The organism is unidentified bacterial endosymbiont (assembly GCF_918320885.1).
GTDB lineage: Bacteria > Pseudomonadota > Gammaproteobacteria > Enterobacterales.
This window is the reverse complement of the sequence record NZ_OU907312.1, coordinates 105,728-126,983: the sequence shown is the minus strand read 5'-3', so window position 1 is coordinate 126,983 and position 21,256 is coordinate 105,728. Positions and strand designations below refer to the sequence as shown.

General features: G+C 48.6%; 18 protein-coding genes and 1 pseudogene. 15 read left to right on the top strand and 4 right to left on the bottom strand.

Features of this window, described 5'->3' with window-relative positions; translation table 11 throughout:
• The first annotated feature begins 152 nt into the window (after window positions 1-152).
• A complete protein-coding gene (locus NL324_RS08295; RefSeq protein WP_366516354.1) occupies window positions 153-353 on the top strand; it encodes an SEL1-like repeat protein in 201 nt (66 codons plus the stop codon).
• Window positions 343-2,718, top strand: coding sequence for an ankyrin repeat domain-containing protein (locus NL324_RS00620; protein WP_253305908.1), 2,376 nt, complete (start codon window positions 343-345; stop codon window positions 2,716-2,718). The genes NL324_RS08295 and NL324_RS00620 overlap by 11 nt, the downstream gene beginning before the upstream one ends.
• Before the next feature lie 4 nt (window positions 2,719-2,722).
• Here the strand turns inward: NL324_RS00620 and NL324_RS00615 are convergent.
• Window positions 2,723-2,863 (bottom strand): annotated as a pseudogene (locus NL324_RS00615) (IS1 family transposase); the annotation flags it as partial.
• A 94-nt stretch (window positions 2,864-2,957) separates the two neighbouring features.
• Here NL324_RS00615 and NL324_RS00610 point away from each other — a divergent pair.
• Complete coding sequence (locus NL324_RS00610) at window positions 2,958-3,932, top strand: IS30 family transposase (protein ID WP_253305907.1); 975 nt, start codon at window positions 2,958-2,960, stop codon at window positions 3,930-3,932.
• Window positions 3,933-4,021: 89 nt separating this feature from the next.
• Here the strand turns inward: NL324_RS00610 and NL324_RS00605 are convergent, their stop codons facing one another.
• Window positions 4,022-5,026, bottom strand: a complete 1,005-nt coding sequence (locus NL324_RS00605) for a hypothetical protein (protein WP_253305906.1) — start codon at window positions 5,024-5,026, stop codon at window positions 4,022-4,024.
• A 575-nt stretch (window positions 5,027-5,601) separates the two neighbouring features.
• Between NL324_RS00605 and NL324_RS00600 the strand changes: the two genes are divergently transcribed.
• Genes NL324_RS00600 through NL324_RS00590 form a run of 3 tightly spaced genes read left to right on the top strand, consistent with a single transcriptional unit; the run spans window position 5,602 to window position 8,063 of the window.
• On the top strand, window positions 5,602-6,555 hold the full coding sequence (locus NL324_RS00600; protein WP_301282744.1) for an ATP-binding cassette domain-containing protein: 954 nt from the start codon (window positions 5,602-5,604) through the stop codon (window positions 6,553-6,555).
• A complete protein-coding gene (locus NL324_RS00595) occupies window positions 6,533-7,291 on the top strand; it encodes a hypothetical protein (protein ID WP_253305904.1) in 759 nt (252 codons plus the stop codon). The genes NL324_RS00600 and NL324_RS00595 overlap by 23 nt, the downstream gene beginning before the upstream one ends.
• 7 nt (window positions 7,292-7,298) lie before the next feature.
• The gene (locus NL324_RS00590; RefSeq protein WP_253305903.1) at window positions 7,299-8,063 is read left to right on the top strand and encodes an ABC-2 family transporter protein; all 765 of its coding nucleotides are present in this window, start codon (window positions 7,299-7,301) and stop codon (window positions 8,061-8,063) included.
• Between the two features lie 45 nt (window positions 8,064-8,108).
• On the opposite strand, the gene NL324_RS00585 is transcribed toward NL324_RS00590, so the two are convergent.
• Together NL324_RS00585 and NL324_RS00580 are read right to left on the bottom strand one after the other, a co-directional pair.
• Complete coding sequence (locus NL324_RS00585; protein ID WP_253305902.1) at window positions 8,109-8,960, bottom strand: Rpn family recombination-promoting nuclease/putative transposase; 852 nt, start codon at window positions 8,958-8,960, stop codon at window positions 8,109-8,111.
• Between the two features lie 259 nt (window positions 8,961-9,219).
• Window positions 9,220-10,887, bottom strand: a complete 1,668-nt coding sequence (locus tag NL324_RS00580) for a Na+/H+ antiporter (RefSeq protein ID WP_253305901.1) — start codon at window positions 10,885-10,887, stop codon at window positions 9,220-9,222.
• 461 nt (window positions 10,888-11,348) lie between these two features.
• Here NL324_RS00580 and mraZ point away from each other — a divergent pair, with 461 nt between their 5' ends.
• The 9 genes from mraZ to ftsW are packed head-to-tail and all read left to right on the top strand — an operon-like array spanning window position 11,349 to window position 21,248.
• Complete coding sequence (gene mraZ, locus NL324_RS00575) at window positions 11,349-11,807, top strand: division/cell wall cluster transcriptional repressor MraZ (protein ID WP_253307084.1); 459 nt, start codon at window positions 11,349-11,351, stop codon at window positions 11,805-11,807.
• Window positions 11,808-11,809: 2 nt separating this feature from the next.
• Window positions 11,810-12,757 (top strand): 16S rRNA (cytosine(1402)-N(4))-methyltransferase RsmH, encoded by a 948-nt coding sequence (rsmH, locus tag NL324_RS00570; RefSeq protein ID WP_253305900.1) that lies wholly within the window; start codon window positions 11,810-11,812, stop codon window positions 12,755-12,757.
• Window positions 12,754-13,071 carry a cell division protein FtsL gene (gene ftsL, locus NL324_RS00565; protein ID WP_253305899.1) on the top strand — a complete coding sequence of 106 codons (318 nt, stop codon included), beginning with the start codon at window positions 12,754-12,756 and terminating at the stop codon, window positions 13,069-13,071. Before rsmH ends, ftsL begins: the two co-directional genes overlap by 4 nt.
• Complete coding sequence (gene ftsI, locus NL324_RS00560; protein ID WP_253305898.1) at window positions 13,068-14,843, top strand: peptidoglycan glycosyltransferase FtsI; 1,776 nt, start codon at window positions 13,068-13,070, stop codon at window positions 14,841-14,843. Before ftsL ends, ftsI begins: the two co-directional genes overlap by 4 nt.
• Window positions 14,830-16,317: a UDP-N-acetylmuramoyl-L-alanyl-D-glutamate--2,6-diaminopimelate ligase gene (gene murE, locus NL324_RS00555; protein WP_253305897.1), complete on the top strand. Its 1,488-nt coding sequence runs from the start codon at window positions 14,830-14,832 to the stop codon at window positions 16,315-16,317. The genes ftsI and murE overlap by 14 nt, the downstream gene beginning before the upstream one ends.
• Entirely contained in the window at window positions 16,314-17,684 is a 1,371-nt protein-coding gene (gene murF, locus NL324_RS00550) for a UDP-N-acetylmuramoyl-tripeptide--D-alanyl-D-alanine ligase (protein WP_253305896.1), read from the top strand. The genes murE and murF overlap by 4 nt, the downstream gene beginning before the upstream one ends.
• Window positions 17,678-18,760 carry a phospho-N-acetylmuramoyl-pentapeptide-transferase gene (mraY, locus tag NL324_RS00545; RefSeq protein ID WP_253305895.1) on the top strand — a complete coding sequence of 361 codons (1,083 nt, stop codon included), beginning with the start codon at window positions 17,678-17,680 and terminating at the stop codon, window positions 18,758-18,760. The genes murF and mraY overlap by 7 nt, the downstream gene beginning before the upstream one ends.
• A 2-nt stretch (window positions 18,761-18,762) precedes the next feature.
• Window positions 18,763-20,079, top strand: coding sequence for a UDP-N-acetylmuramoyl-L-alanine--D-glutamate ligase (gene murD, locus NL324_RS00540; RefSeq protein ID WP_436298251.1), 1,317 nt, complete (start codon window positions 18,763-18,765; stop codon window positions 20,077-20,079).
• A complete protein-coding gene (gene ftsW / locus NL324_RS00535) occupies window positions 20,079-21,248 on the top strand; it encodes a cell division protein FtsW (protein WP_436298149.1) in 1,170 nt (389 codons plus the stop codon). The genes murD and ftsW overlap by 1 nt, the downstream gene beginning before the upstream one ends.
• Window positions 21,249-21,256: the final 8 nt, after the last annotated feature.

Genomic DNA, 21,256 nt, shown 5'->3' with positions numbered 1-21,256 from the left:
AAAAATAGACTAGACTTATAGTTAAGGCGATGCTGGTAGGGCGGGTCGATTACACATGGACATGGATGTCAGGCATCTCTCTGAGCTGGCTTTGACTTGGAAGGGTCGAGGGGTGGCTCTGGTTTTCGGTTTCAAAAAATTATGCCGAAACCATTGAGTACTACCGTGTCATAGGAGAAACTTTAGATATTCCACCTGTACAAACAAACCATGGATTCCTGTACGCCTATGAGAAAGGACTAGGGGTGGAGAGAAATATTCAAACAGCGATTGAATGGTATAAAAAATCTGCGAATGGGTACGACAAGGAAGCACAGAAATATCTTGAAGGAATTAGAAAATATGATGAATGAAATCGATAGACAACTTTTAACTGCTATAAATCGCGGCGATACAGATCTTTTCAATAGCTTACTAGAGCGTGGGGCTAACATTTTTATCCGGGATTCTCATGGTCAAACCCCCCTGTGCATTGCTGCTTTTGATGGCTATTTAGATATTGTCAATTGCTTACTAGAGGGTGGGGCTAGCGCTAATATCCCGAATAATGATGGTCAAACCCCCCTGCACAGGGCTGCTGATAATGGCCATATCGATACTGTCAATAGCTTACTAGAGAGTGGGGCTAAAGTTGATATCCGGGATAATGATGGTCAAACCCCCCTGCACAGGGCTGCTGATAATGGCCATATCGATATTGTCAACAGCTTACTAGAGCGTGGGGCTGACGTTGATATCCGGGATAAAGATGGTAAAATCCCCCTGCACAGGGCTGCTGATAGTGGCCATATTGATACTGTCAATAGATTACTAAAGCGTTGGGCTGACGTTGATATCCAGGATTATCGTGGTCAAACCCCCCTGCACAGGGCTGCTGATAATGGCCATATCGATACTGTCAATAAATTACTAAATCGTGGGGCTAAAGTTGATATCCGGGATAATGATGGTCAAACCCCCCTGCACAGGGCTGCTGATAATGGCCATATCGATACTGTCAATAGATTACTACAGCGTGGGGCTGACATTAATATCCGGGATAATGATGGTCAACCCCCCCTGCACAGGGCTGCCGATAATGGCCATATCAATATTGTCAATAGATTACTAGAGCTTTGGGCTAAAGTTGATATCCGGGATAATGATGGTCAACCCCCCCTGCACAGGGCTGCTCGTCATGGCCGTATCAATATTGTCAATAGATTACTAGAGCGTAGGGTTAACGTTGATACCCGGGATTCTCATGGTCAAACCCCCCTGTTCTGGGCTGCTGTTGAAGGCTATTTCGATATTGTTAATTGCTTACTAGAGCGTGGGGCTAACGTTGATCCCCGGGATAATGGTGGTCTAACCGCCCTGCACAAGGCTGCTTATTATGGCCGTATCAATATTGTCAATAGCTTACTAGAGCGCGGGGTTAACGTTAATACCCGGGATAATGATGGTCAAACCCCCCTGTTCTGGGCTGTTTTTGCGGGCCATGCCAATATTGTCAATAGCTTAATAGAGCGTGGGGCTAACATTGATCCCCGGGATAATGGTGGTCTAACCCCCCTGCACCCCGCTGCTTTTTATGGCTATTTCGATATTGTCAATAGCTTACTAGAGCGTGGGGCTAAGGTTGATACCCGGAATAATGATGGTCAAACCCCCCTGCACAGGGCTGTTTATAATGAAAAAATCGATACTGTCAATAGCTTACTAGAGCATGGGGCTAACGTTGATATCCAGGATTCTCTTGGTCAAACCCCCCTGCACATTGCTGCTTTTGATGGCTATTCCGATATTGTCAATTGCTTACTAGAGCGTGGGGCTAACGTTAATATCCCGAATAATGATGGTCTAACCCCCCTGCACAGGGCTATTGAAAAATTCCCGAAGTGGTTTGCTATAGGATGTGCAGAAAATATTGATGTTATAAATAACTTGCTAGACCAAGGAGTAACCATTCCAGAATTGGAAGAAGAAATTGGTTCAATTTTCAATAAAAAAGTAACATTCCGTACCTTTCTCCAAGAAAAGAACCCAGAAAGACTTACTTATTATGTACGGAGTGAAGACATTGCATCTAAATTAATATCAGTAAAAAACAGCTCTTTACAATTTAAGAACATTATTGAGCAGCAGTATATAGCAGCAGAAAAAATTAAAACATGTGCTGATAGAATGGGATCAATAATATTGACAGTGTATTCTGGAGGAGAATTCATTGAATTGCCTAGTGATATGATGAGGAAAATCAGTTATTGTTTAACAGAATATGATAATAACAATGTAATAGCAGCATTCTTGAACCCTGCGAAAATTATAGTGGATCGTAAAAACATCCATAGATTAGAGCGTACGGTAAATTCTGATCTAGAGCAGGCGAAATTTACCGGTACTGAGCTGCATTTCGTTGATTTCCCCGGCCTGAGGTGCTCTCTGGGGAATTTTTCGGTTATAATTGATTTATTGCAATCTAGGATAAAAGTTAAGGTGTCTACAGGGGATTTTCTGACGCGCTACAATGAATATTCTACAGACAACGGCAGAGTAACGTTGCCAGAAATCAGTCATACCGAACCACAAGAGTCTGCTCGAGTTGAGCACATCAGACACCAGATAGCATCTGCACCTGGTGGTAATACTCATCAATTTGCTACTGCATTTAACAATATTGATTCCACAAACTCTCCATTCCAAGTTTACCCGGCAACCAGGAGCGAAAATGGGTAGTGGTCTATAATGACTGATGGTGAAATTTTTCGATATAGGCACCAATTACTTTTTCATGGATCTCTATAGATTTGGAAAAGCAAATTGTGCGTCTAGCCAAGCGCTTGATAGGTGTTCGTAGTGTTAGATTATAAAGCTCAAGCTGGATTAACAGAGTAAGTGCAACAGGCTATTGATTGAAAGGTGAGTTAACTGTCAGACTATTGCACAGTTCTCAAGCCATGGAATAGGTGCCTGCAATGAAGCCTCAAAACAAACACTACCGACAGTTAACTCAAGGGCAAAGATACCAGATACAGGCCCTGCACAGCAATGGTTTCGCCCAACGGCGTATCGCAGAATCTATAGGGGTACATCACAGTTCAATTTCCCGAGAACTGAGACGTAACTCGAGCCAGGGGATTTACGGTGCAAAGAGTGCTAACCTATTGAAAGACAGACGAAAGATGACGGCTATAAAGTTTAAAAAATATGATGAACGTCATGCTGAAATTTTGCGTAACGGTCTGATAATGGGTTGGTCGCCGGAAAACATGAGCGCTCGCATGCAACTAGAAATCCCGAGTATTGCACTCAGTCCTACGACGATTTATCGTAGGATAAGGGAGGACAAGGCTGCTGGTGGCTGTTTATACAAGCTGCTGCCTAGGTTTGGTAAGCGCCGCTGGAAAGGCGGCAAACGCAAAGCGGGTCGCTCAATGATCCCTGCACGTGTTGATATCAGCCAACGCCCAGCAATTGTTGAGCAGCGTTCGCGTTTAGGAGATTGGGAGGGAGATACAGTGTATGGACAAGATGCCAGTTTAGTGACATTGGTCGAGCGTAAAAGCCTGCTGACTTTGATAGGAAAAGTTGAGGATAAAACGGCGGAAACAGTATCTAATATGATGATTAATATGCTAAATCGCGTTGATACTGTACATACCATTACCTTGGATAATGGTGGAGAATTTGCTCAGCACCAGAGGGTTGCAAAAGCCACTGGGTCCCAGATATTCTTCGCACGCCCTTATGCTAGTTATCAGCGGGGTACCAATGAAAATACTAATGGTTTAATCCGTCGATGCTGGCCTAAAAAAATGTGTATGGGGCCTCTGAGCAAACAGGAGATTAGAGATATGGAATTACGCCTTAATATGACTCCCAGAAAAGTGCTCTTGGGTCTAACTCCCATAGAAGCTTATACCGGCTGCCGTGTTGCACTTATTGCGTGAATCCAGCGTTAGGTTACTTGATACTATGGGTATTTAAATAGAATAGTTTAAATACTATTCTTATAGGTCTATTCAATAAATATTAACTATTATACAGTGCGATGTTTACTATAGTATAGAACAGTCATTCCAATCACTAGACATAAAATTGCAGTTTTTCCTAAAAATTCAATACAGAAAAATGTATGCGTTAATAGAGCGCATAGTGCTCCTCCTAAACCAATGGCCAATTCTTTTACTAATAAAGTATTCGTTTTTGATGCATGACAATCAATATAAGGAGTAAACACTTCCTCTAACGCAAGACAAGTAACCCAAATTAAAGCACCACTTAACGTTTCTATTTTAAAAAATGAAGGTATACTCATAATAACACAAGAAATAGCCAGCGCAAGCATTGATATATAAAGAGAAACTTTGCCTCTTCTAATAATAACATAGTATTGTGTTAAAATGACAAAACCACCGTAAAGCATTAGGGTTAATCCATACCAGGCAGGAAGCTCTCCAAGGGTATTGATTAAGTATTCAGGCATAATAATGTATAAGCCAAACACACGAATTCCAATAGCCATTCCAAAACAAAGCCAAATAAAATATAATGATTTATTTTCTTTAATGGCATTAAAAGTTAAGGGGGCAACTTCTTTCCGATGTTTAATGGAACTAAAAGAAACATAAGAAATAAAAGTAGCCATCATAAGAATAGTCATTGTTATTAATAATAATATTAAACCAGCTCCAATATTGCAAAAGTTGATGGCAATTTTATTTTTTCCTGAATTTTCCGCACTGTCCGCAGCGATAGATTTTATAATAAACCCATGAGTGCTAAGACCAAAAGCAATGAAGATAACGCCTAAAACATTCCACTTAAATAGGAGTAAAAAAAATACTCCTATTGCAGAAATGGCCAGAGAAACTACACCATCATAATTTTTAAAACTTTTTGATAAATAAGGAGAAAAAAACAATAAAGACCTATGTCCCATTGTGAAGATGGTAGTGGCAATCACTCCATATTGATTAGAGATAACAATACAAATATAAAAAGCAATCGCTGATAAAAATCTTATTAAAAATAACCTATTCAATTTAAATTTGTTTTAGCTGGATAGGCTGAGATTCATCAGATAAACTATACCACCATAAATCCATTGACATTCCACCGATTGCCTCCTGCATACCTGATAGTTCCGACTATCCTGGTGTCAGGATAACAAGAACAGTTTTTAAAATAAACTTAAAAAATAATCATCTTACACTAAGGGTCATGGAATTTTTTAACTAAATAATTGATAGATAAGATTAAATTCGTAATATCCCGTTTGGGATACCCACCAAAAAACGAGTTTTCAGTGCTGCGATGAGTGCTCAGTGGCGAGCTCTATTCACCGCTGGAACTGATCAGGCTGTAAGAAAATTGCTATACTGGAGGTGTGTTGGTGACCCCTAGCGAGACCTTCCACAGCTGCTGAAACTGGATGGATAAGCGGTTCAATGCGTGGTCATTTAAAGGCCAGGCAGTAGTTCTGTCAAAGCCTTGCCGACTTGAATAAGCTAATCATCAATCTCGATACCCTATTGTCTATCATTGATGAAGAGGCGTTGCGTTTTGCTGAGTCGTACTACGTCCCAAACAGTCTAAAAAAAAGAGAGCGGAAGTTCGATGTCTAGTCTTTTGCTAAACAATGTGAGTAAAACTTACTACACGAGAAGAGTGTTTACGCCATCAACAGCCCATGAGGTGTTAAGTGATCTCTCTTTTGAAGTGAAGCCAGGAGAGCGAGTAGCCCTGGTTGGGCCTAATGGATCAGGGAAAAGCACGACTATAAAAATTCTCTCTGGAATCATTCAGCCAACGATAGGTGTAGTCTCTGTTGCCGGGATCACGCCATGGCGTCATCGCTCTCAGGTGGCAAAAATTTTAGGGGTCCTATTGGGTCACTGCTCTCAACTTTGGCCCAATGGCTCCGTTGAAGAGGCTCTGCAATACGCTAGTGCGGTCCATGGTTTAACCACTACAGAGTATCACGCCAGGGTGAGCACTTTAGGAGAATCATTGGACATTCATCCTCTGCTCAAAAAAAAGGTGACCAAACTGTCATCAGGGGAGCGGATGAAATGCGAAATAGCGTTAGGATTTTTGCATGATCCTAAAATTATGCTGTTAGATGAGCCAAGCATTGGACTAGACTTCAATGCAAAAAGAGTCTTTAGAGAACTTTTAACCACGGTTGCTATCAATAGTAATAAAACCATTCTACTCACCTCGCACGATATGAATGATATTGAGCCTATTTGCCAGAGGGTCCTTATTCTTAGCCAAGGAAAACTGGTCTATCATGGAGCCATTACGGACTTAAAAAGAAAATTTGCAAAATTTAAAGTGATTAAAATAATAGCCGAACGACTACCGGAAAGCCTTAATATTCTCGGCTGTGAGATCAGTACTACTGGTGAAAATATGATTAATATTACGCTTGATTTAGAAAAAAATTCAATAGCCAATTGCATAGCTGATATAGCCAAAAAAATTTCCTTTAGCGATATAGCCATCGAAAGCAAATCGCTAGAGTCTATTATCGAGAGAGTTTATCATGAAAACAGTGGTGAGTTATAAAAATTTATCAATCCTTGCCGTCACCTTGGAAGCCAGGCAAAGGATGAACCTTGTCCTTAGAATTTTTCTCTATCTGATGGTCATGCTGCTATTTGCTCAAACGTTTAGGGCAGCTAAAACCAGTACGGAAGGTCTTTTCTACATCGCCATGACTCAATTGCTCGTCTCTTCATTTGCTCCACAAACTTTCGAAATATTTAATGATCTACAGACAGGGCTATACTCTTTGCGCATCGGTAAGCCGCTGCATTATGTGGCCATACACTTTTTCCGTAGTCTGTCTGTTTATCTTTACAGACTCGCGATGCTCGTCATAGCATTCCTATTAATCCAGCGATGCATACCCCACTGCTTAGGTCAAACACGGCCTATGATCGGCGCCTTTCTTTTTTTTGCCACTATTGGGGGCTCTATTTATGCTTTGTTATCTATAGTGATTGCTTTAGCCTCCTACTGGACTCAGGATGTTAAAGTGCTTTTTTACTTCAATATGACCACGCTGTTTTCACTGGGGGGTCTGATTGTGCCCTTAGATCTTTACTCTCACACCATGCAGAAAATTGCCTTTTATTCTCCATACCCGTACATTCTGTGGTATCCGGCACGGGCTGCTCGCCTTGGGTTTCTTGGAGAGCCAGGGCACCTGTGGGCACAGGGGGCTTGGTTCGCAGCGATAGCAGCATTCACTTTATTGGTTTATCACAGATTGAATCAGTCACTCTTAATCCAGGGTTAAAAACTGCATGCAGCGTCACTATTTTGTGTTATACGCCATGATGGTGAATCTTCGATCAGCACGACACTTTAAAGTAGTTTTTTGGATTAAAGTAACCGCCAACGCATTGAAGCACGGGATGTTTGCGCTAGCATGGAAACCTTTCTACGCCAACTACGGAGACATTAATGGTTGGACCTATCAGGAGCACCTGCTGATGATTGGTTTGGTCACGATGAGTCTAGGCATTACGGAAATTTTTTTTGACGGGTTGCGTGAGCTGCCTACTATGATAGACAGGGGCAGCTTAGATCGCTTCCTGCTCTTGCCACGAGACCCAGTGCTGATCTTATCACTCTCTCAATCTGCTCTCTCTTCTTGGTCAGATCTCATCGCTGGAGTTTTCCTATTGTATGCATCAGGCCACTTCGATTTTATTTTGCTGTTATTTATTCCGTTAGGAGTGCTTTTTTTCTTTTCATTATATCTCTACATCGGCAGTTTAAGGTTTTTTATCCCAGACGAGAACACTGTGATTCATGAAATTTACTCAAAGACTCTCTTAATCGCGAATCAGCCTAACGCTGGCTATTCTGGTTTTTTAAAACTACTCACCAATAGCCTTATTCCAGTAGCATTAGTCAGCTATTTTCCAATCGAGTATAGGCGCACAGGTAACGTTTACTTTTTAACGGTTGCTGTGGTTGGTGGGATGATGTTTCATATTTTTTCCAGGCTGTTTTTTTTATGGGGATTACGCTATTACGATTCAGCTAGCGGATTTAGAAGGTAGATCTTATCTTATACCATGAAATTAATGACGGAACAGCCGGCATCTTTAGTGCGGACTCAGACTGGCGACCTCTTGTTCAGACAGACCAGTACAGCGCTTAATGGTTTGCTTATCGACGCCAGAAGCTAACATTTTCTTAGCAATTTCAAAAGCTTTTCGTTGTCCACCCCTGTCCTCTGCTTCATCTAGGGTAGCCTTGTAGTCTCGAATCCGTTTGGATTCTTGTTCATAAGCGAGATACTCTGCCTCAGTCCAGTAGTGCTGATCTAATGCCTGATAGGCCTCCTCTAAGATAGGATGATGGTCGACTAACTTTTTCAACTCCTCGGCTGAAATGTAGGGAGCATACTTAAAAAAGCAGCACCAGCGTTCCAGCATGTTGCTGAGCGCTTCATCCGGTCCTTTTTTAAATTTTGGTAGTTCGATAAAGGTAAAGGAGAAATCTTTTAAGTCGTGCTCATAACTCTTTTTATCTAAAATAATATGATCTGACTTATAAGCTGCTTTGTCAGGGAAGATGATACAGTCAGCAATAGCGATAAAGATAACCTCTTTCAAATTATGGTAATTATCCCCGCTATTGGCTTGTCTACCGTAGGCTTTGGCGGCATAGTACTGGGCCCGCTGTTCGAAACCTTTGGTTTTAGCCACTTGCATCTCAATAATATATTGAATCCCTTCAGAATCTCGGCAGAGAACATCAACAATGCTCTGTTTTTTAAGCGCGATATCGGGATCTTGAACGGTCTTCAGGAATTCGACCTGTTCAATTTTTTTAGGTCCTTTAAACTCCAGGATATCATTGATAAATTGAATCAATACCGTCTTATGCTTTTCGCTGCCAAAGATTTTCCGGAAGGCAACATCATTTTTGGGATCTAAGAATTTGGCAAACATTCGCTTTTTCTCTTGGTGGAGCACCAACCACTGGGGGGATTATACCATACCGTGTTAAACGACAGTAGGTTCCGTCAATAGGGTTTCAATCCGTTGACTCTCTGGTAGGAAGCAGCGATTGATTGATCTTGACCCGTTTTAATGGACACTAAGAAGAGCAACGCTCTAGTTACTGTTGCCTGCTATTTTCAAAATTTTTCCAGGCGGTTTTTTCTGTGGGGATTACGCTATGACGATTCAGCTAGCGGATTCAGGTAGCCTAGACTGAATACTGGGTGTCATTTTGTAATCCAGCCTCTTTGAGATCAAGCTCGCGCTCTAATTTTCGCAAAGTAATATCATTGATGCTGTTTTGTAGACGTAACTGATAAAGGATTTGGCGCTCGGCTTGTAACACATTGTGTTGCATCCGCTGGAGGATGCTCATGAGGGGTCGATGGATTTTAGAGTGATCTTGCTCCTCAGCCAGCGGTTGTTGCAGACAGGAGTGCTTTAATCCGTCACAGGCTTGATTCAATAGCTGGAGCAACTGTGGACCGTGCGGGTGGTCAGTCCAATACTCGTGATAGTGCTTTTGATCCTGTTCAATTTGCTGTAGGGCTGCTTGCTGTACTGCAAACCGCGCTTGCTGCTCTTCACTCTGCTCGGCAGCGGCTACGGTCACAGGTATCTTGGTCACACAATAGGGCAGCACTAGGGTGCCTAACAATAGCGTGCATAAAATGACCCCCACGGCGATCACAATCAGTAGTTCACGCGCTGGAAAGGGTGTTCCATCAGGCAGGCACAGCGGGAGGCTCAGGGCGGCAGCGAGCGTAATAACGCCACGGATCCCGGAAAAGGTGATGCTCCCTAGACTAGCCCGGTTTAGCCAGGACTCCTGATCACGCTGGCCACTACGCCCACGTGTGAGCAGCAGGGGTACTAGCAGCCAGGCCAAGCGAAGTAGCAGCAGTAGCAGCGTGATCCCGCCAATGGTGATTAACAGGTGCAAATTCGGCCGATCCATGAGGAGCTTTTGTGAGAGGCTTTGTAGGTTTTGTGGGATTTGCAACCCTAGCAATAGAAAAATCAAGCCATTGAAAATGAACTCCAGGAAGGGCCAGAAACTGCGTGCTTGCAGCCGAGCTGCACTAGAATCAGCGTGGATACTTTTTAGATGGCTTAAACTCATTCCCGCAGCCACTACGGCGAGGATGCCAGATAGGCTATAGTGTTCGGCGATTAAGTAGGTTCCAAAGGGTAGCAATAGAAAAAGCAGTAAGGTCTGCAGCGGATGTGTCGCCAACTGAGGGTTCATTAGCCTAGCTCTTAGCTGATTAAACAGGTAGGCCACCAGCATTCCCAATACAATACTTCCACCGGTGATCACTACAAATTTTTGAACCGCTGATCCAAAGGAGAAAGTACCGCTGATAACCGTGGCCAGAGCGAATTTCAGTGCAATCAAGCTAGAGGCATCGTTAATCAAGGCTTCACCTGCCAGTAGATGTTGGGTCGAGCTCGGCAGTTGTAAACGTTTGGTAATAGCCAGGACCGCCACCACATCAGTTGGTGACAGAATCGCGGCCAACACAAAGGAGATCGCTAGGGGTAATGAGGTAATCCAGTGATGGATCAAATAGCCGCCGATCACTACATTCAAGAGGGTTAGTCCTATGGCCAAGCCTAAAATATCTTTTTTAAGCCGGAAAAATTCACGTTGGGGTAGTTGCCAGCTATCTAGAAATAACAGCGGGGGGATAAATAAGATCATGAAGAGCTCGGGGTCCAGCGTGATCTTGGGAAAGTTCGGGAAATAACTCACCACGCTCCCCAAGATAATTTGCAACAGCGGTATCGGGAGCACTGGCGGCAAGGCTTGAGCGATTAAGCCGGTGAGTGACACTAACAGTAGTAACCAGAGGGTTAATGTAACTATCTCCATAGCGCGGCATAACGGACTCAGAAGTGGGTGGGTAACTGACAATATAGTTGGTTTTTTAACGACTAGCTGAAATAACTTATAAAATATTTTATCAGCGATGAATAAACATTATCTGTTGGTCATTAGGCCACTTTACAACAGATAAAACTGACTGCTCTAGCCCTGTACCCCGTCAGGCCAATGGGCTAAGGATGATAGTCTCCCACCTGCTTTCATCAAGCTTGCTGCAGCGAACGGCCCTGTTCTCTTCCGCCGGTAGAAGCCGAGGCTCCTACCCACGCAATAGTCATAAACACTGTTTAACAGGTTAAAAAAAACGGGATAGTGTCACTTTTATCGTCGATGAGCGCCTTAATAGAGGATTGTTTCTTGACAATTTTTTCAAATTCTCCTTAAACTTCTTAAAGTGTGGGAATTTGTGGAGTATGGTGGGGGTAGCAGCGTTTGAGCAGGATCAGGTGATGTATCGTGGGGCAACGCTCATTAGCTTGGATGGCAAAGGACGGCTAGCGATTCCAACGCGCTACCGTGAGCTGCTGATAGCAGGCAGTCAAGGGCAGATGGTGTGTACCATTGATGTTCATCAGTGCTGTCTACTGCTCTATCCATTGCCGGAGTGGGAAATCATCGAACAACGACTGGCTACTTTATCCAGTATGAACCCGTTAGAACGCCGTCTACAGCGCCTGCTGTTAGGGTATGCCCATGAAGTGCAGTTAGACAGTGCTGGCCGCTTATTAATTGCCAGTACCCTGCGTCAGCAGGCTAACTTACAAAAACAGGTGATGCTGGTGGGTCAACTGAATAAATTTGAGATCTGGGATCAACCAACCTGGATGCAGCAAATTAAAGCGGATCTTGCGGCAGAGCAGTACGATTCAACCCCCTTATCACAACGATTACAGGATTTCTCACTCTAGCCATGCAACGACCCATGCAACACACGCCGGTGCTCCTCGAGGAGGCGGTCCAGGCACTCAAGGTACGTCCAGAGGGCATTTACCTGGATGCTACCTATGGTCGAGGCGGGCACACTCGGCAGATTTTATCCCGATTAGGGGAGGGGGGGTGTTTATTCGTGCTGGATCGCGATCCCCAAGCGATTCAAGTGGCCAGAGAACTCCAGGATGAGCGGATGATGGTGATCCAGGAGAACTTTGCTCATTTGGCCCCCGTGCTGCAAGCACAAGGGCTCATCGGTCGGGTTGATGGCATTCTGTTCGATCTAGGGGTCTCTTCTCCACAGCTGTTCGATGCCCAACGAGGTTTCAGTTTTTTACACGACGGGCCCCTCGATATGCGGATGGATCCTACCCAAGGGCATTCTGCCGCTGAGTGGCTCAATCAAGCGCCCGAGCAAGCGATTGCCGACGTACTCTGGCGTTTTGGAGAAGAGCGTTTCGCTAGGCGAATTGCTAAGGCGATTGTTAGCTACCGTGCTACTCAGCCCTTGACCAGAACACATCAACTGGCAGCGCTCATCAGTGCGGCGGTGCCGCGCCATGAGAAGCATAAACATGCAGCCACGCGCAGCTTTCAAGCTGTCCGCATTTATATCAATGATGAACTGGCGGCGATCCAACAGGCGTTGGAGGCGGCGCTCAAGGCATTAGCGCCGGCTGGGCGCCTGGTGGTGATAAGCTTTCATTCGCTAGAAGATCGCTTGGTCAAGCAGTTTATGCGCCAGCAGAGCGTCAGAGCGGGGTTGCCGCCGGGCTTACCGCTGACCGAAGCTGAATGTCAGCAGCGGCAAGCCGCCCCTTTATTACGGCTTTTTGGCAAACAACGACCCTCAAAGCAGGAGATAGCCAGTAATCCACAGGCCCGTAGTGCCCTACTCCGTATCGCTGAACGGTGCGTTGCACCATGAGCCTTGAGCGATACGGTTTACTCAAGGCCATCGGCGATGATCTGCGGCGGCAGTACACGGCGTTATCACTGTTAGTGTGGTTCCTGCTCTCGGCCGTTGGATTAGTCTTCGTCACGCACCACACCCGCTTGCTCACGATGCAGCAGGCTGCTTTAGTGAATGAGCAATATCGCTTGGATAGTGAGTGGCGTAACCTGATTTTGGAAGAGAAAAGTCTGAGTGATCCCGATCGGATTGAAGCGCTGGCTAAAGAAAAATTAATGATGCAACCCCTGGAACTTCAACAGGAAAAGGTCGTAAAACGCTCCTTATGAAAAATGTTAGGCTAAAACAGCCCAAAAACCGGCAGCGTTTACAAAAAGGGGTGATCTTTATTCCTTGGCGTTTTTACGCCATCTGCGGGATGCTGCTGCTGGCCATGACCGGGCTATTATGGCGTACCACTGGGCTACAAATTCTGCATCCTGATCAGTTGTCGAATGAAAGTGATCGGCGGTCATTGCGTTGGCAACCCGTTGATAATCCACGGGGAATTATCCATGATCGGGCGGGCAAACCCTTAGCCGTCAGCGTTCCAGTTCAGGCTATTTGGGCCGATCCACCAGTGATTCAGCAGTCAGAAAACTGGCAAAATCAGCAGCATTGGCGTGCGTTGGCTGACGCTCTCCAGCTGCCGCTGGCACAGCTAACAGCACGGGTTCAAGCGAATAGCGGGGGGCGCTTTGTCTATTTATCGCGTCAGGTGAGCCCTATTGTAGCACAGTATGTGCAGGCCCTGGCAATTCCAGGGATCCACCTGAACACCGAGGCCAGACGCTTTTATCCTGCTGGGGAAATAGCCGCTCATCTGGTGGGCTTGACCAATATTGATGGCCTCGGGATTGAGGGGGTAGAGAAGGGTTGTCATCACGCACTCAGTGGCCAACCGGGTCAACGCTTAGTCCGGCAAGATAGATTTGGCCGGATCATTGAAGGGGTGCAGGCGACCGATAGCAGCCGGGCACAAAATATCACGCTCAGTATTGATGAGCGTTTACAACGCTTGGCTTATCGTGCCCTCAAAGAGGGGGTCATTCGCAATAAAGCGCAAGCGGGCTCGGTGATCTTAGTGGATGTGCAGACGGGTGAAATTTTAGCCTTGGCCAATAGCCCCTCTTACAATCCCAATACGCGGACTCAAGTGCCACAGGCTCATCGGCGTAATCGGGCCATTACCGATACCTTTGAACCTGGATCAACCGTCAAGCCGCTGGTGCTGCTAAAAGCCTTAGAGAATCAGATGGTGACGCAGAATACCGTGATTGATACGACGCCAGGGATCCTGAGATTAAAGGGCCACGTGGTGAGGGATTATCGCAACTATGGGCTGTTAACCCTTGAGGGGGTGTTGAAAAAATCAAGTAATGTAGCCGTGAGTAAATTGGCGTTGGCCATGCCTATTCAGGGATTGATTGAGCGTTATCAACAGTTTGGTTTGGGGGTTTCTACCGACATTGGGCTGATTGGTGAGCATCCCGGGATGATCCTCAGTAAACGGCAGTGGTCTGATGTCGAGCGCGCCTGTTTCTCCTTTGGCTATGGATTGGCCGTGACACCGCTGCAATTAGCCCGTGCCTACGCGACCTTGGGCAGCTTTGGCGTGGCACGGCCATTGACCTTTATCAAAGCAGAAGCGCCGGTGCAGGGAGAGCGGGTCGCGCCTAAGGCACTCGTTCGCCAGGTGGTGCAGATGATGGAGCAGGTGACGCAGCACGGGGGTATTGGGACGCGGGCCGCCGTACCGGGCTACCGGGTGGCTGTCAAAACGGGTACCTCACGGATAGCTGAAAAAGGGGGCTATAGTCGTCGTTACGTCAGTTATACCGCCGGAGTAGCCCCGGTCACGCGACCGCAATTAGCTTTAGTGGTCGTGATTCATGATCCACTCAATGGTCAATACTATGGCGGAGCCATCGCCGCGCCGCTATTTTCTACGATTATGCGTCAAGCTTTACGCATCCTAAATCTTGAACCCGATGCGACAGAGGTGATTAAGCTGCCACCCTCCTCCCTGGACCGCCATGACCATCACTATGCCAAATCGTGAGCTGCAATCCCTGTTAACCCCTTGGATCAGCGGGGTGCCCCACTGTCCACTGCGTGAACTGGTATTGGATAGCCGTAAGGCTGCGGCAGGTGATCTATTTATCGCCTTGGTGGGACATGAGCAGGATGGTAGAGACTATATTCGTCAAGCGATCGCGCAAGGCGCGGTCGCTGTATTGGCCGAGGCCCAAGGGCTAGCAGCGGCGGGGACCCTCCAGCGACGTTATGGGGTGCCGGTCGTTTATCTGCAGGATCTCAATCAGCGCTTATCCGCACTGGCAGGGCGCTTTTATGCCGATGAACAGCATTCAGTACAATTGGTGGGGGTCACCGGCACGAATGGGAAGAGTAGCACCACCCATCTGCTGGCCGAATGGTGTGGCCACTTGGGCTATCAGAGCACCGTCATGGGTACCCTGGGAAATGGGCCGGTTGGCCAAACCCAGATTACGGAGAATACGACCGGCTCGGCCATCGAAATTCAGCAGATTTTGGCACGCTGGGCACAGGAGGGGGTGCGTTTCACGGCGATGGAGGTCTCTTCGCATGGACTGCATCAAGCACGGGTGGCGGCACTCCCCTTTGCGGCTGCCGTGTTAACCAACGTCACGCGGGATCATCTCGATTACCATGGCACGCTAGAGCAGTATATCGCTACCAAATGGCGTTTATTTTCCGAACATCAGGTGGGGCAACTGATTATCAACGCCGATGACGCTATTGGTCGCCAATGGCTATCGCGACTGCCCAATGCGGTTGCCGTTACTAGGCAGCCAGAGCGCCTAGCCGCCTGGCCCGGCCGCTGGGTAGCGGCACAGCAGATAGACTACCATGCACGGGGTGTGACCGTGGAGATCGATAGCCATTGGGGCTCTGGCCTATTAGAGAGTCGGTTGTTGGGGCACTTTAATGTCACTAATCTGCTTCTAGCCGTGGCCACCCTGTTGGCCCTGGATTACGCTTTGCCGTCGCTGTTGGCTACGGCCGAACAGCTCTCACCGATCTGTGGTCGACTGGAGCCGTTTAGCGTGCCGGATAAACCAATGGTGGTGGTTGATTATGCCCACACGCCGGATGCTCTAGAGCAAGTTTTAGCGGCTCTCAGGCTACACTACTTGGGGGAGATCTGGTGTGTTTTTGGCTGTGGTGGCGACCGGGATAGTGGCAAACGCCCCTTAATGGGTGCCGTGGCAGAGCAGGGGGCTGATAGGGTCATTTTAACCACTGATAATCCCCGCAATGAAGATCCAGAGGCCATTATTCAGCAGATCCTCAGCGGTACGCTCGATCCGAGTCGGATCGAGGTGATCTCCGATCGCAGCAGCGCTGTGATCACTGCCGTGATGCAGGCCCCCCAATCAGCAGTCGTGCTGATTGCCGGTAAGGGACATGAAGATTACCAAGTGGTTGGGTCACGACGCTTAGCCTACTCCGATCGTCACTTAGTGGCCCAACTATTGGGGATATTAGCATGATCCCCCTGTACTGCAGTACGTTAGCCAGGCTACTGCAGGGTGAACTAGTGGGCCCTGATCAACGTATCCAGGCGATCACTACCGACAGCCGAGGTGAGCTATCAGCACCGGGGACACTGTTCATCGCGCTGCAAGGCAGCCGATTTGACGGGCACCAGTTTGCTGCAGAGGTCGTTACTCAGGGCGTACAGGCGCTGTTAGTACAGCAGCGGTTGCCGTTAGCGACCTCGCAGGTGGTGGTCGCCTCTACCAGCCAAGCGCTGCGACAGTTGGCTGCTTGGGTACGCCAACAAGCCAGCGCTCGCCGAGTGGCAGTGACCGGATCCAATGGTAAAAGCAGTGTCAAAGAGATGGTCTTTGCTATTTTACAGCAGCGTGGTGAGACGCTAGCCACCTTTAAAAACCATAACAATCAAGTTGGGGTGCCATTGACCTTACTGCGGTTGACGGCCCAACACCGCTTTGCTGTGCTGGAATTAGCTGCGGGTGCGCCTGGTGAAATTAGTCAGAGCAGTGCCTTGGTACAGCCAGAAGCCGCGTTAATTAATAATCTCTCTGAGGCGCACCTAGTCGGTTTTGGTTCGCTAGCGGGTGTCGCCCAGGCTAAAGGTGAAATTTTTACCCAGTTAACCGCGGATGGCACCGCCATTGTGAATCTAGAGAGCCATGATCTGCCCCGCTGGCAGTCGCAGCTCACCGCGCAACAGACGCTCTGGCGCTGTGCCCTACAGGCAACTCCAGGCGCTGATTTTTATGCGTCAGCGATCCAGCAGCACCCGGCGGGAGGGTGTGAATTTCTGCTACACTCCCCGCAGGGCACTGTACCTGTTGTGTTGTCGTTGCTAGGGAGACACAACGTGGCTAATGCCGTGGCTGCAGCAGCGTTAGCCATGGCAGTGGGCGCTGAGTTATCTGAGATCCAGCAGGGATTAGCCGCCTGCCAACCCATCGCCGGCCGTCTCTGCCCCCAGTGGTTGGCACCGGAACAGCTGCTCATTGATGATAGTTACAATGCCAACGTAGCGTCGATGCTGGCTGCTATCCAGGTCTTGCAGCAACAACCTGGCTATCGCTGCTTGGTGCTTGGCGATATGGCTGAGCTGGGCGAGCGCTCGGCCGCTTGCCACCAGCAGGTGGCTCTGGCCCTCGCGGCGACCCCCATCGATCACGTGTTCAGCATTGGATCCTGCAGTGCGCTGATCAGCCGTGCAGTTGGCGGTACGCATTGTCGTGATCAGGCCAGCCTGATAGCGGCCCTGAAAACTCAGCTACAGCAGCGGTGGCCACTGACCATTTTAGTCAAAGGATCACGCAGTGCGGGCATGGAACAGGTGGTCGCCGCCCTCCAGGAGGCGGCGGCATGCTAGTCTGGTTAGCTCAAAAAGGGGTTCACTACTACACCGGTTTTAATGTGTTCTCCTATTTGACCGTTCGCGCCATCACCAGTTTGTTAACCGCTTTGTTGATCTCTCTGTGGATAGGTCCGGCAATGATTGCCCGCTTACAGCGGCTGCAGATTGGCCAGGTGATCCGGGAGGATGGACCGGCGTCGCATGCCATCAAGGGCGGCACGCCGACCATGGGTGGGGTGTTGATCTTGCTGGCCACCGTGATCACTATTCTGCTCTGGAGTGATCTGAGTAATCCCTATATTGGGTGTCTACTAGGGGTGCTGATAGGTTATGGCCTCATTGGCTTGACAGATGATTACCTCAAAGTGACCCGGCGTCATAGCCGAGGGTTAGCTGCTCGTTGGAAGTATGGTTGGCAGTCGCTGCTGGCGCTCCTAGTAGCGACACTACTCTACACCTTGAGTAGTGAGCCTAGCGCCACCCAATTAGTGGTTCCCTTTTTTAAAAATATCATGCCACCCTTGGGACTGTTTTACCTGGTACTGAGCTATTTCGTGATTGTCGGCACCAGCAACGCGGTCAATCTCACGGATGGTCTGGATGGCTTAGCGATCGTGCCGATTGTTTTGGTCTCCGGAGGCTTAGGGGTCGTTGCTTGGGCCACCGGTAATATCCATTTTGCAGCGTATTTGCAGATCCCGTACGTGCGCCACGCGGGCGAAGTGATGATTGTCTGTAGCGCCATAGTGGGTGCAGGATTAGGGTTTTTATGGTTTAACACCTACCCGGCACAGATTTTTATGGGCGATGTGGGCTCGCTATCGCTGGGCGCGGCGCTGGGAACTATCGCGGTGTTGATCCGTCAAGAGCTGTTGCTGCTGCTGATGGGCGGGATATTTGTCTTAGAGACCCTCTCGGTGATTCTCCAAGTGGGCTCTTTTAAGCTGCGAGGCCAACGGCTATTCCGTATGGCCCCGCTGCACCATCACTATGAGTTGCAGGGTTGCCCAGAGCCGCGGATTATCGTGCGCTTTTGGATCCTCTCTTTGGTGTTGGTTCTCCTGGGTTTAGTGACCTTGAAGGTGCGTTAATGGTGGCGACTCACTATCCTCAGCAGGTGGTCATTGTTGGATTTGGCCTCACCGGACGTGCTTGCTTAGATTTTTTTATGCAGCGGGGAGTCACTCCCCGGATTCTGGATACTCGTCCCCAGTGGCAGCTGCTGGAGCCATTGCCACCACAGGTAGCGTATCATAGCGGAGGCCTGCGCCTTGATTGGCTATTGCTGGCGGAGTTAGTGGTGATTAGCCCTGGTGTGGCGCTCACCCTCCCGGAACTACAACAAGCGATGGCGGCGGGGGTCCCCATCGTCAGTGAGATCGAGCTGTTTTGCCGTGAAGTGACACAGCCCATCGTCGCCATCACGGGTTCTAACGGCAAAAGTACGGTGACCGCTTGGGTCGGCGAAATGGCCCGTCAGGCAGGTCTGAAGGTCGGTGTAGGGGGGAACCTAGGCCCGGCTGCTGTCACGCTGTTAAATCAGGCCTGTGATCTGTATGTGATTGAGCTCTCTAGCTTTCAGTTAGAGTGCACCACGTCGCTGCAGGCTGCTGCCGCCACTATTTTAAATGTGACCCCTGATCATCAAGATCGCTACCCGCAAGGGATCACCGCTTACCACCAGGCTAAGCAGCGTATCTACCAGCAGGCAATGACCTGTGTGACCAACAGTGATGATCCATTAACCCAGCCGCTGTCGCTAGCAGCCGGTGCCCGCTGTAGCACCTTTGGGTCCACCGGGGACTACCATCTCTGCTGCCACCGGGGGAAGCGCTGGCTGGCACTCGCGGATAAACCTCTGCTCCCCGTGCATCGACTCAAGCTACAGGGACAACACAACCACTACAACGCGCTGGCAGCACTGGCATTAGCAGAAGCAGTCAATATTCCCCGATCGGCAGCACTGCAAGCGCTGCAAACCTTTACTGGGTTGCCTCATCGTTACCAAACGGTGTGGCAACAGCATGGCGTCACCTGGATTAACGACTCCAAGGCCACCACAGTGGAGAGTACGCTGGCAGCGCTGCAGGGGTTGCCGACGCACCGCACCCTGCATTGGTTATTAGGGGGCCGGAGTAAAGGAGCTGATTTTGGGGCACTGGCTCCTTATTGTCAGCGGGAGTCAGTCCAACGCTACTGCTTTGGTGAAGCAGCAGCACAGCTGGCAGCATTGCGACCGATCGGTGCTGAGCAGACAGCGACTTTGGAACAGGCGATGTGGATCATCGCCCAACGGGTGGCCCCAGGGGATATTGTTCTGTTATCGCCAGCCTGTGCTAGCTTTGATCAATTTAGTAACTTTGAGCAGCGGGGCCAGCAGTTCACCCAGCTGGCCCGGAGACTTGGTTAATGGCCAGTCGACGCCGAGATTGCCCTGAAGGGTCGTCACCTCCCGTATCTCATAGCCTACCATTGCCAGCCCCACGCTATGATCAACTGTTATTCTGGCTGATGATCGGGTTATTGCTATTGGGTTGGATCATGATCACTTCAGCGTCAATGCCGCTCAGTCAACGCTGGCAGCACGATCCCTTTTTCTTTACCAAACGGACCCTGCTCTACAGTGGGCTGGCTCTACTGCTCTCTCTGTTCACGCTGCAGATCCCGATGCGGATCTGGCAGCAGTTGGGGGTGCCACTGCTACTGCTCTCTTTACTACTACTGCTGGCGGTCCTGGTGATCAGCCCACCGATTAATGGTGCTGCCCGTTGGATTGCCATCGGCCCACTGCGGCTGCAACCGGCTGAGCTGACCAAGTTGTCACTGCCCTGCTACCTGGCGGGCTATCTGGTGCGTAAAGCTGAAGCGGTGCGGCAACATTTTTGGGATTTTTTTAAACCGTTAACCGTCATGTTGCTCTTAGCACTACTGCTATTGGCTCAACCCGATTTAGGGACCGTGATCGTTCTTTTTGTCACCTCACTGTTCCTGCTGTTTTTAGCGGGGGCTCAGGTTTGGCAGTTGCTGGCCATGGTGGCTTCCGGGGGGTTAGCAGCAGGATTATTAATCCTAGCTGCCCCCTATCGACTGCGCCGCATCACCGCCTTTCTCGATCCGTGGCAAGATCCTTACGGCAGTGGTTATCAGCTCACGCACTCTTTGATGGCCTTTGGGCGTGGCAAGTATTGGGGTCAAGGGCTAGGGAACGCGCTGCATAAACTGGAGTATCTCCCCGCCGCGCATACGGACTTTATCTTTGCTGTATTGGCAGAGGAGTTAGGGTATGTGGGGGTGGCGGTTGTCCTGCTACTGTTGAGTTTACTGGTGGGACGGGCTTTGAGAATCGGTCAATCTGCTTTAAAGCTTGGACAGCCTTTTGGTGGATTTTTAGCTTGCGCCTTTGCGCTATGGTGGAGTCTACAGGTAATCATCAACGTGGGAGCTACTGTGGGGCTGCTGCCAACTAAAGGGTTGACCCTGCCGTTGATCAGTTATGGGGGCTCTAATTTGCTGATGATGGTGACTTCGGTGGTTATCCTGCTGCGGATCGATTTTGAAAATCGTACTGTTCAGGCCTAAGGGCTCCC

Coding starts and splice junctions, on each gene's coding strand:
- NL324_RS00620 (WP_253305908.1), top strand. CDS start 343: ATGATGAATGAAATCGATAGACAACTTTTAACTGCTATAAATCGCGGC.
- NL324_RS00610 (WP_253305907.1), top strand. CDS start 2,958: ATGAAGCCTCAAAACAAACACTACCGACAGTTAACTCAAGGGCAAAGA.
- NL324_RS00600 (WP_301282744.1), top strand. CDS start 5,602: ATGTCTAGTCTTTTGCTAAACAATGTGAGTAAAACTTACTACACGAGA.
- NL324_RS00595 (WP_253305904.1), top strand. CDS start 6,533: ATGAAAACAGTGGTGAGTTATAAAAATTTATCAATCCTTGCCGTCACC.
- NL324_RS00590 (WP_253305903.1), top strand. CDS start 7,299: ATGCAGCGTCACTATTTTGTGTTATACGCCATGATGGTGAATCTTCGA.
- NL324_RS00585 (WP_253305902.1), bottom strand. CDS start 8,960: ATGTTTGCCAAATTCTTAGATCCCAAAAATGATGTTGCCTTCCGGAAA.
- NL324_RS00580 (WP_253305901.1), bottom strand. CDS start 10,887: ATGGAGATAGTTACATTAACCCTCTGGTTACTACTGTTAGTGTCACTC.
- mraZ (WP_253307084.1), top strand. CDS start 11,349: ATGTATCGTGGGGCAACGCTCATTAGCTTGGATGGCAAAGGACGGCTA.
- rsmH (WP_253305900.1), top strand. CDS start 11,810: ATGCAACGACCCATGCAACACACGCCGGTGCTCCTCGAGGAGGCGGTC.
- ftsL (WP_253305899.1), top strand. CDS start 12,754: ATGAGCCTTGAGCGATACGGTTTACTCAAGGCCATCGGCGATGATCTG.
- ftsI (WP_253305898.1), top strand. CDS start 13,068: ATGAAAAATGTTAGGCTAAAACAGCCCAAAAACCGGCAGCGTTTACAA.
- murE (WP_253305897.1), top strand. CDS start 14,830: ATGCCAAATCGTGAGCTGCAATCCCTGTTAACCCCTTGGATCAGCGGG.
- murF (WP_253305896.1), top strand. CDS start 16,314: ATGATCCCCCTGTACTGCAGTACGTTAGCCAGGCTACTGCAGGGTGAA.
- mraY (WP_253305895.1), top strand. CDS start 17,678: ATGCTAGTCTGGTTAGCTCAAAAAGGGGTTCACTACTACACCGGTTTT.
- ftsW (WP_436298149.1), top strand. CDS start 20,079: ATGGCCAGTCGACGCCGAGATTGCCCTGAAGGGTCGTCACCTCCCGTA.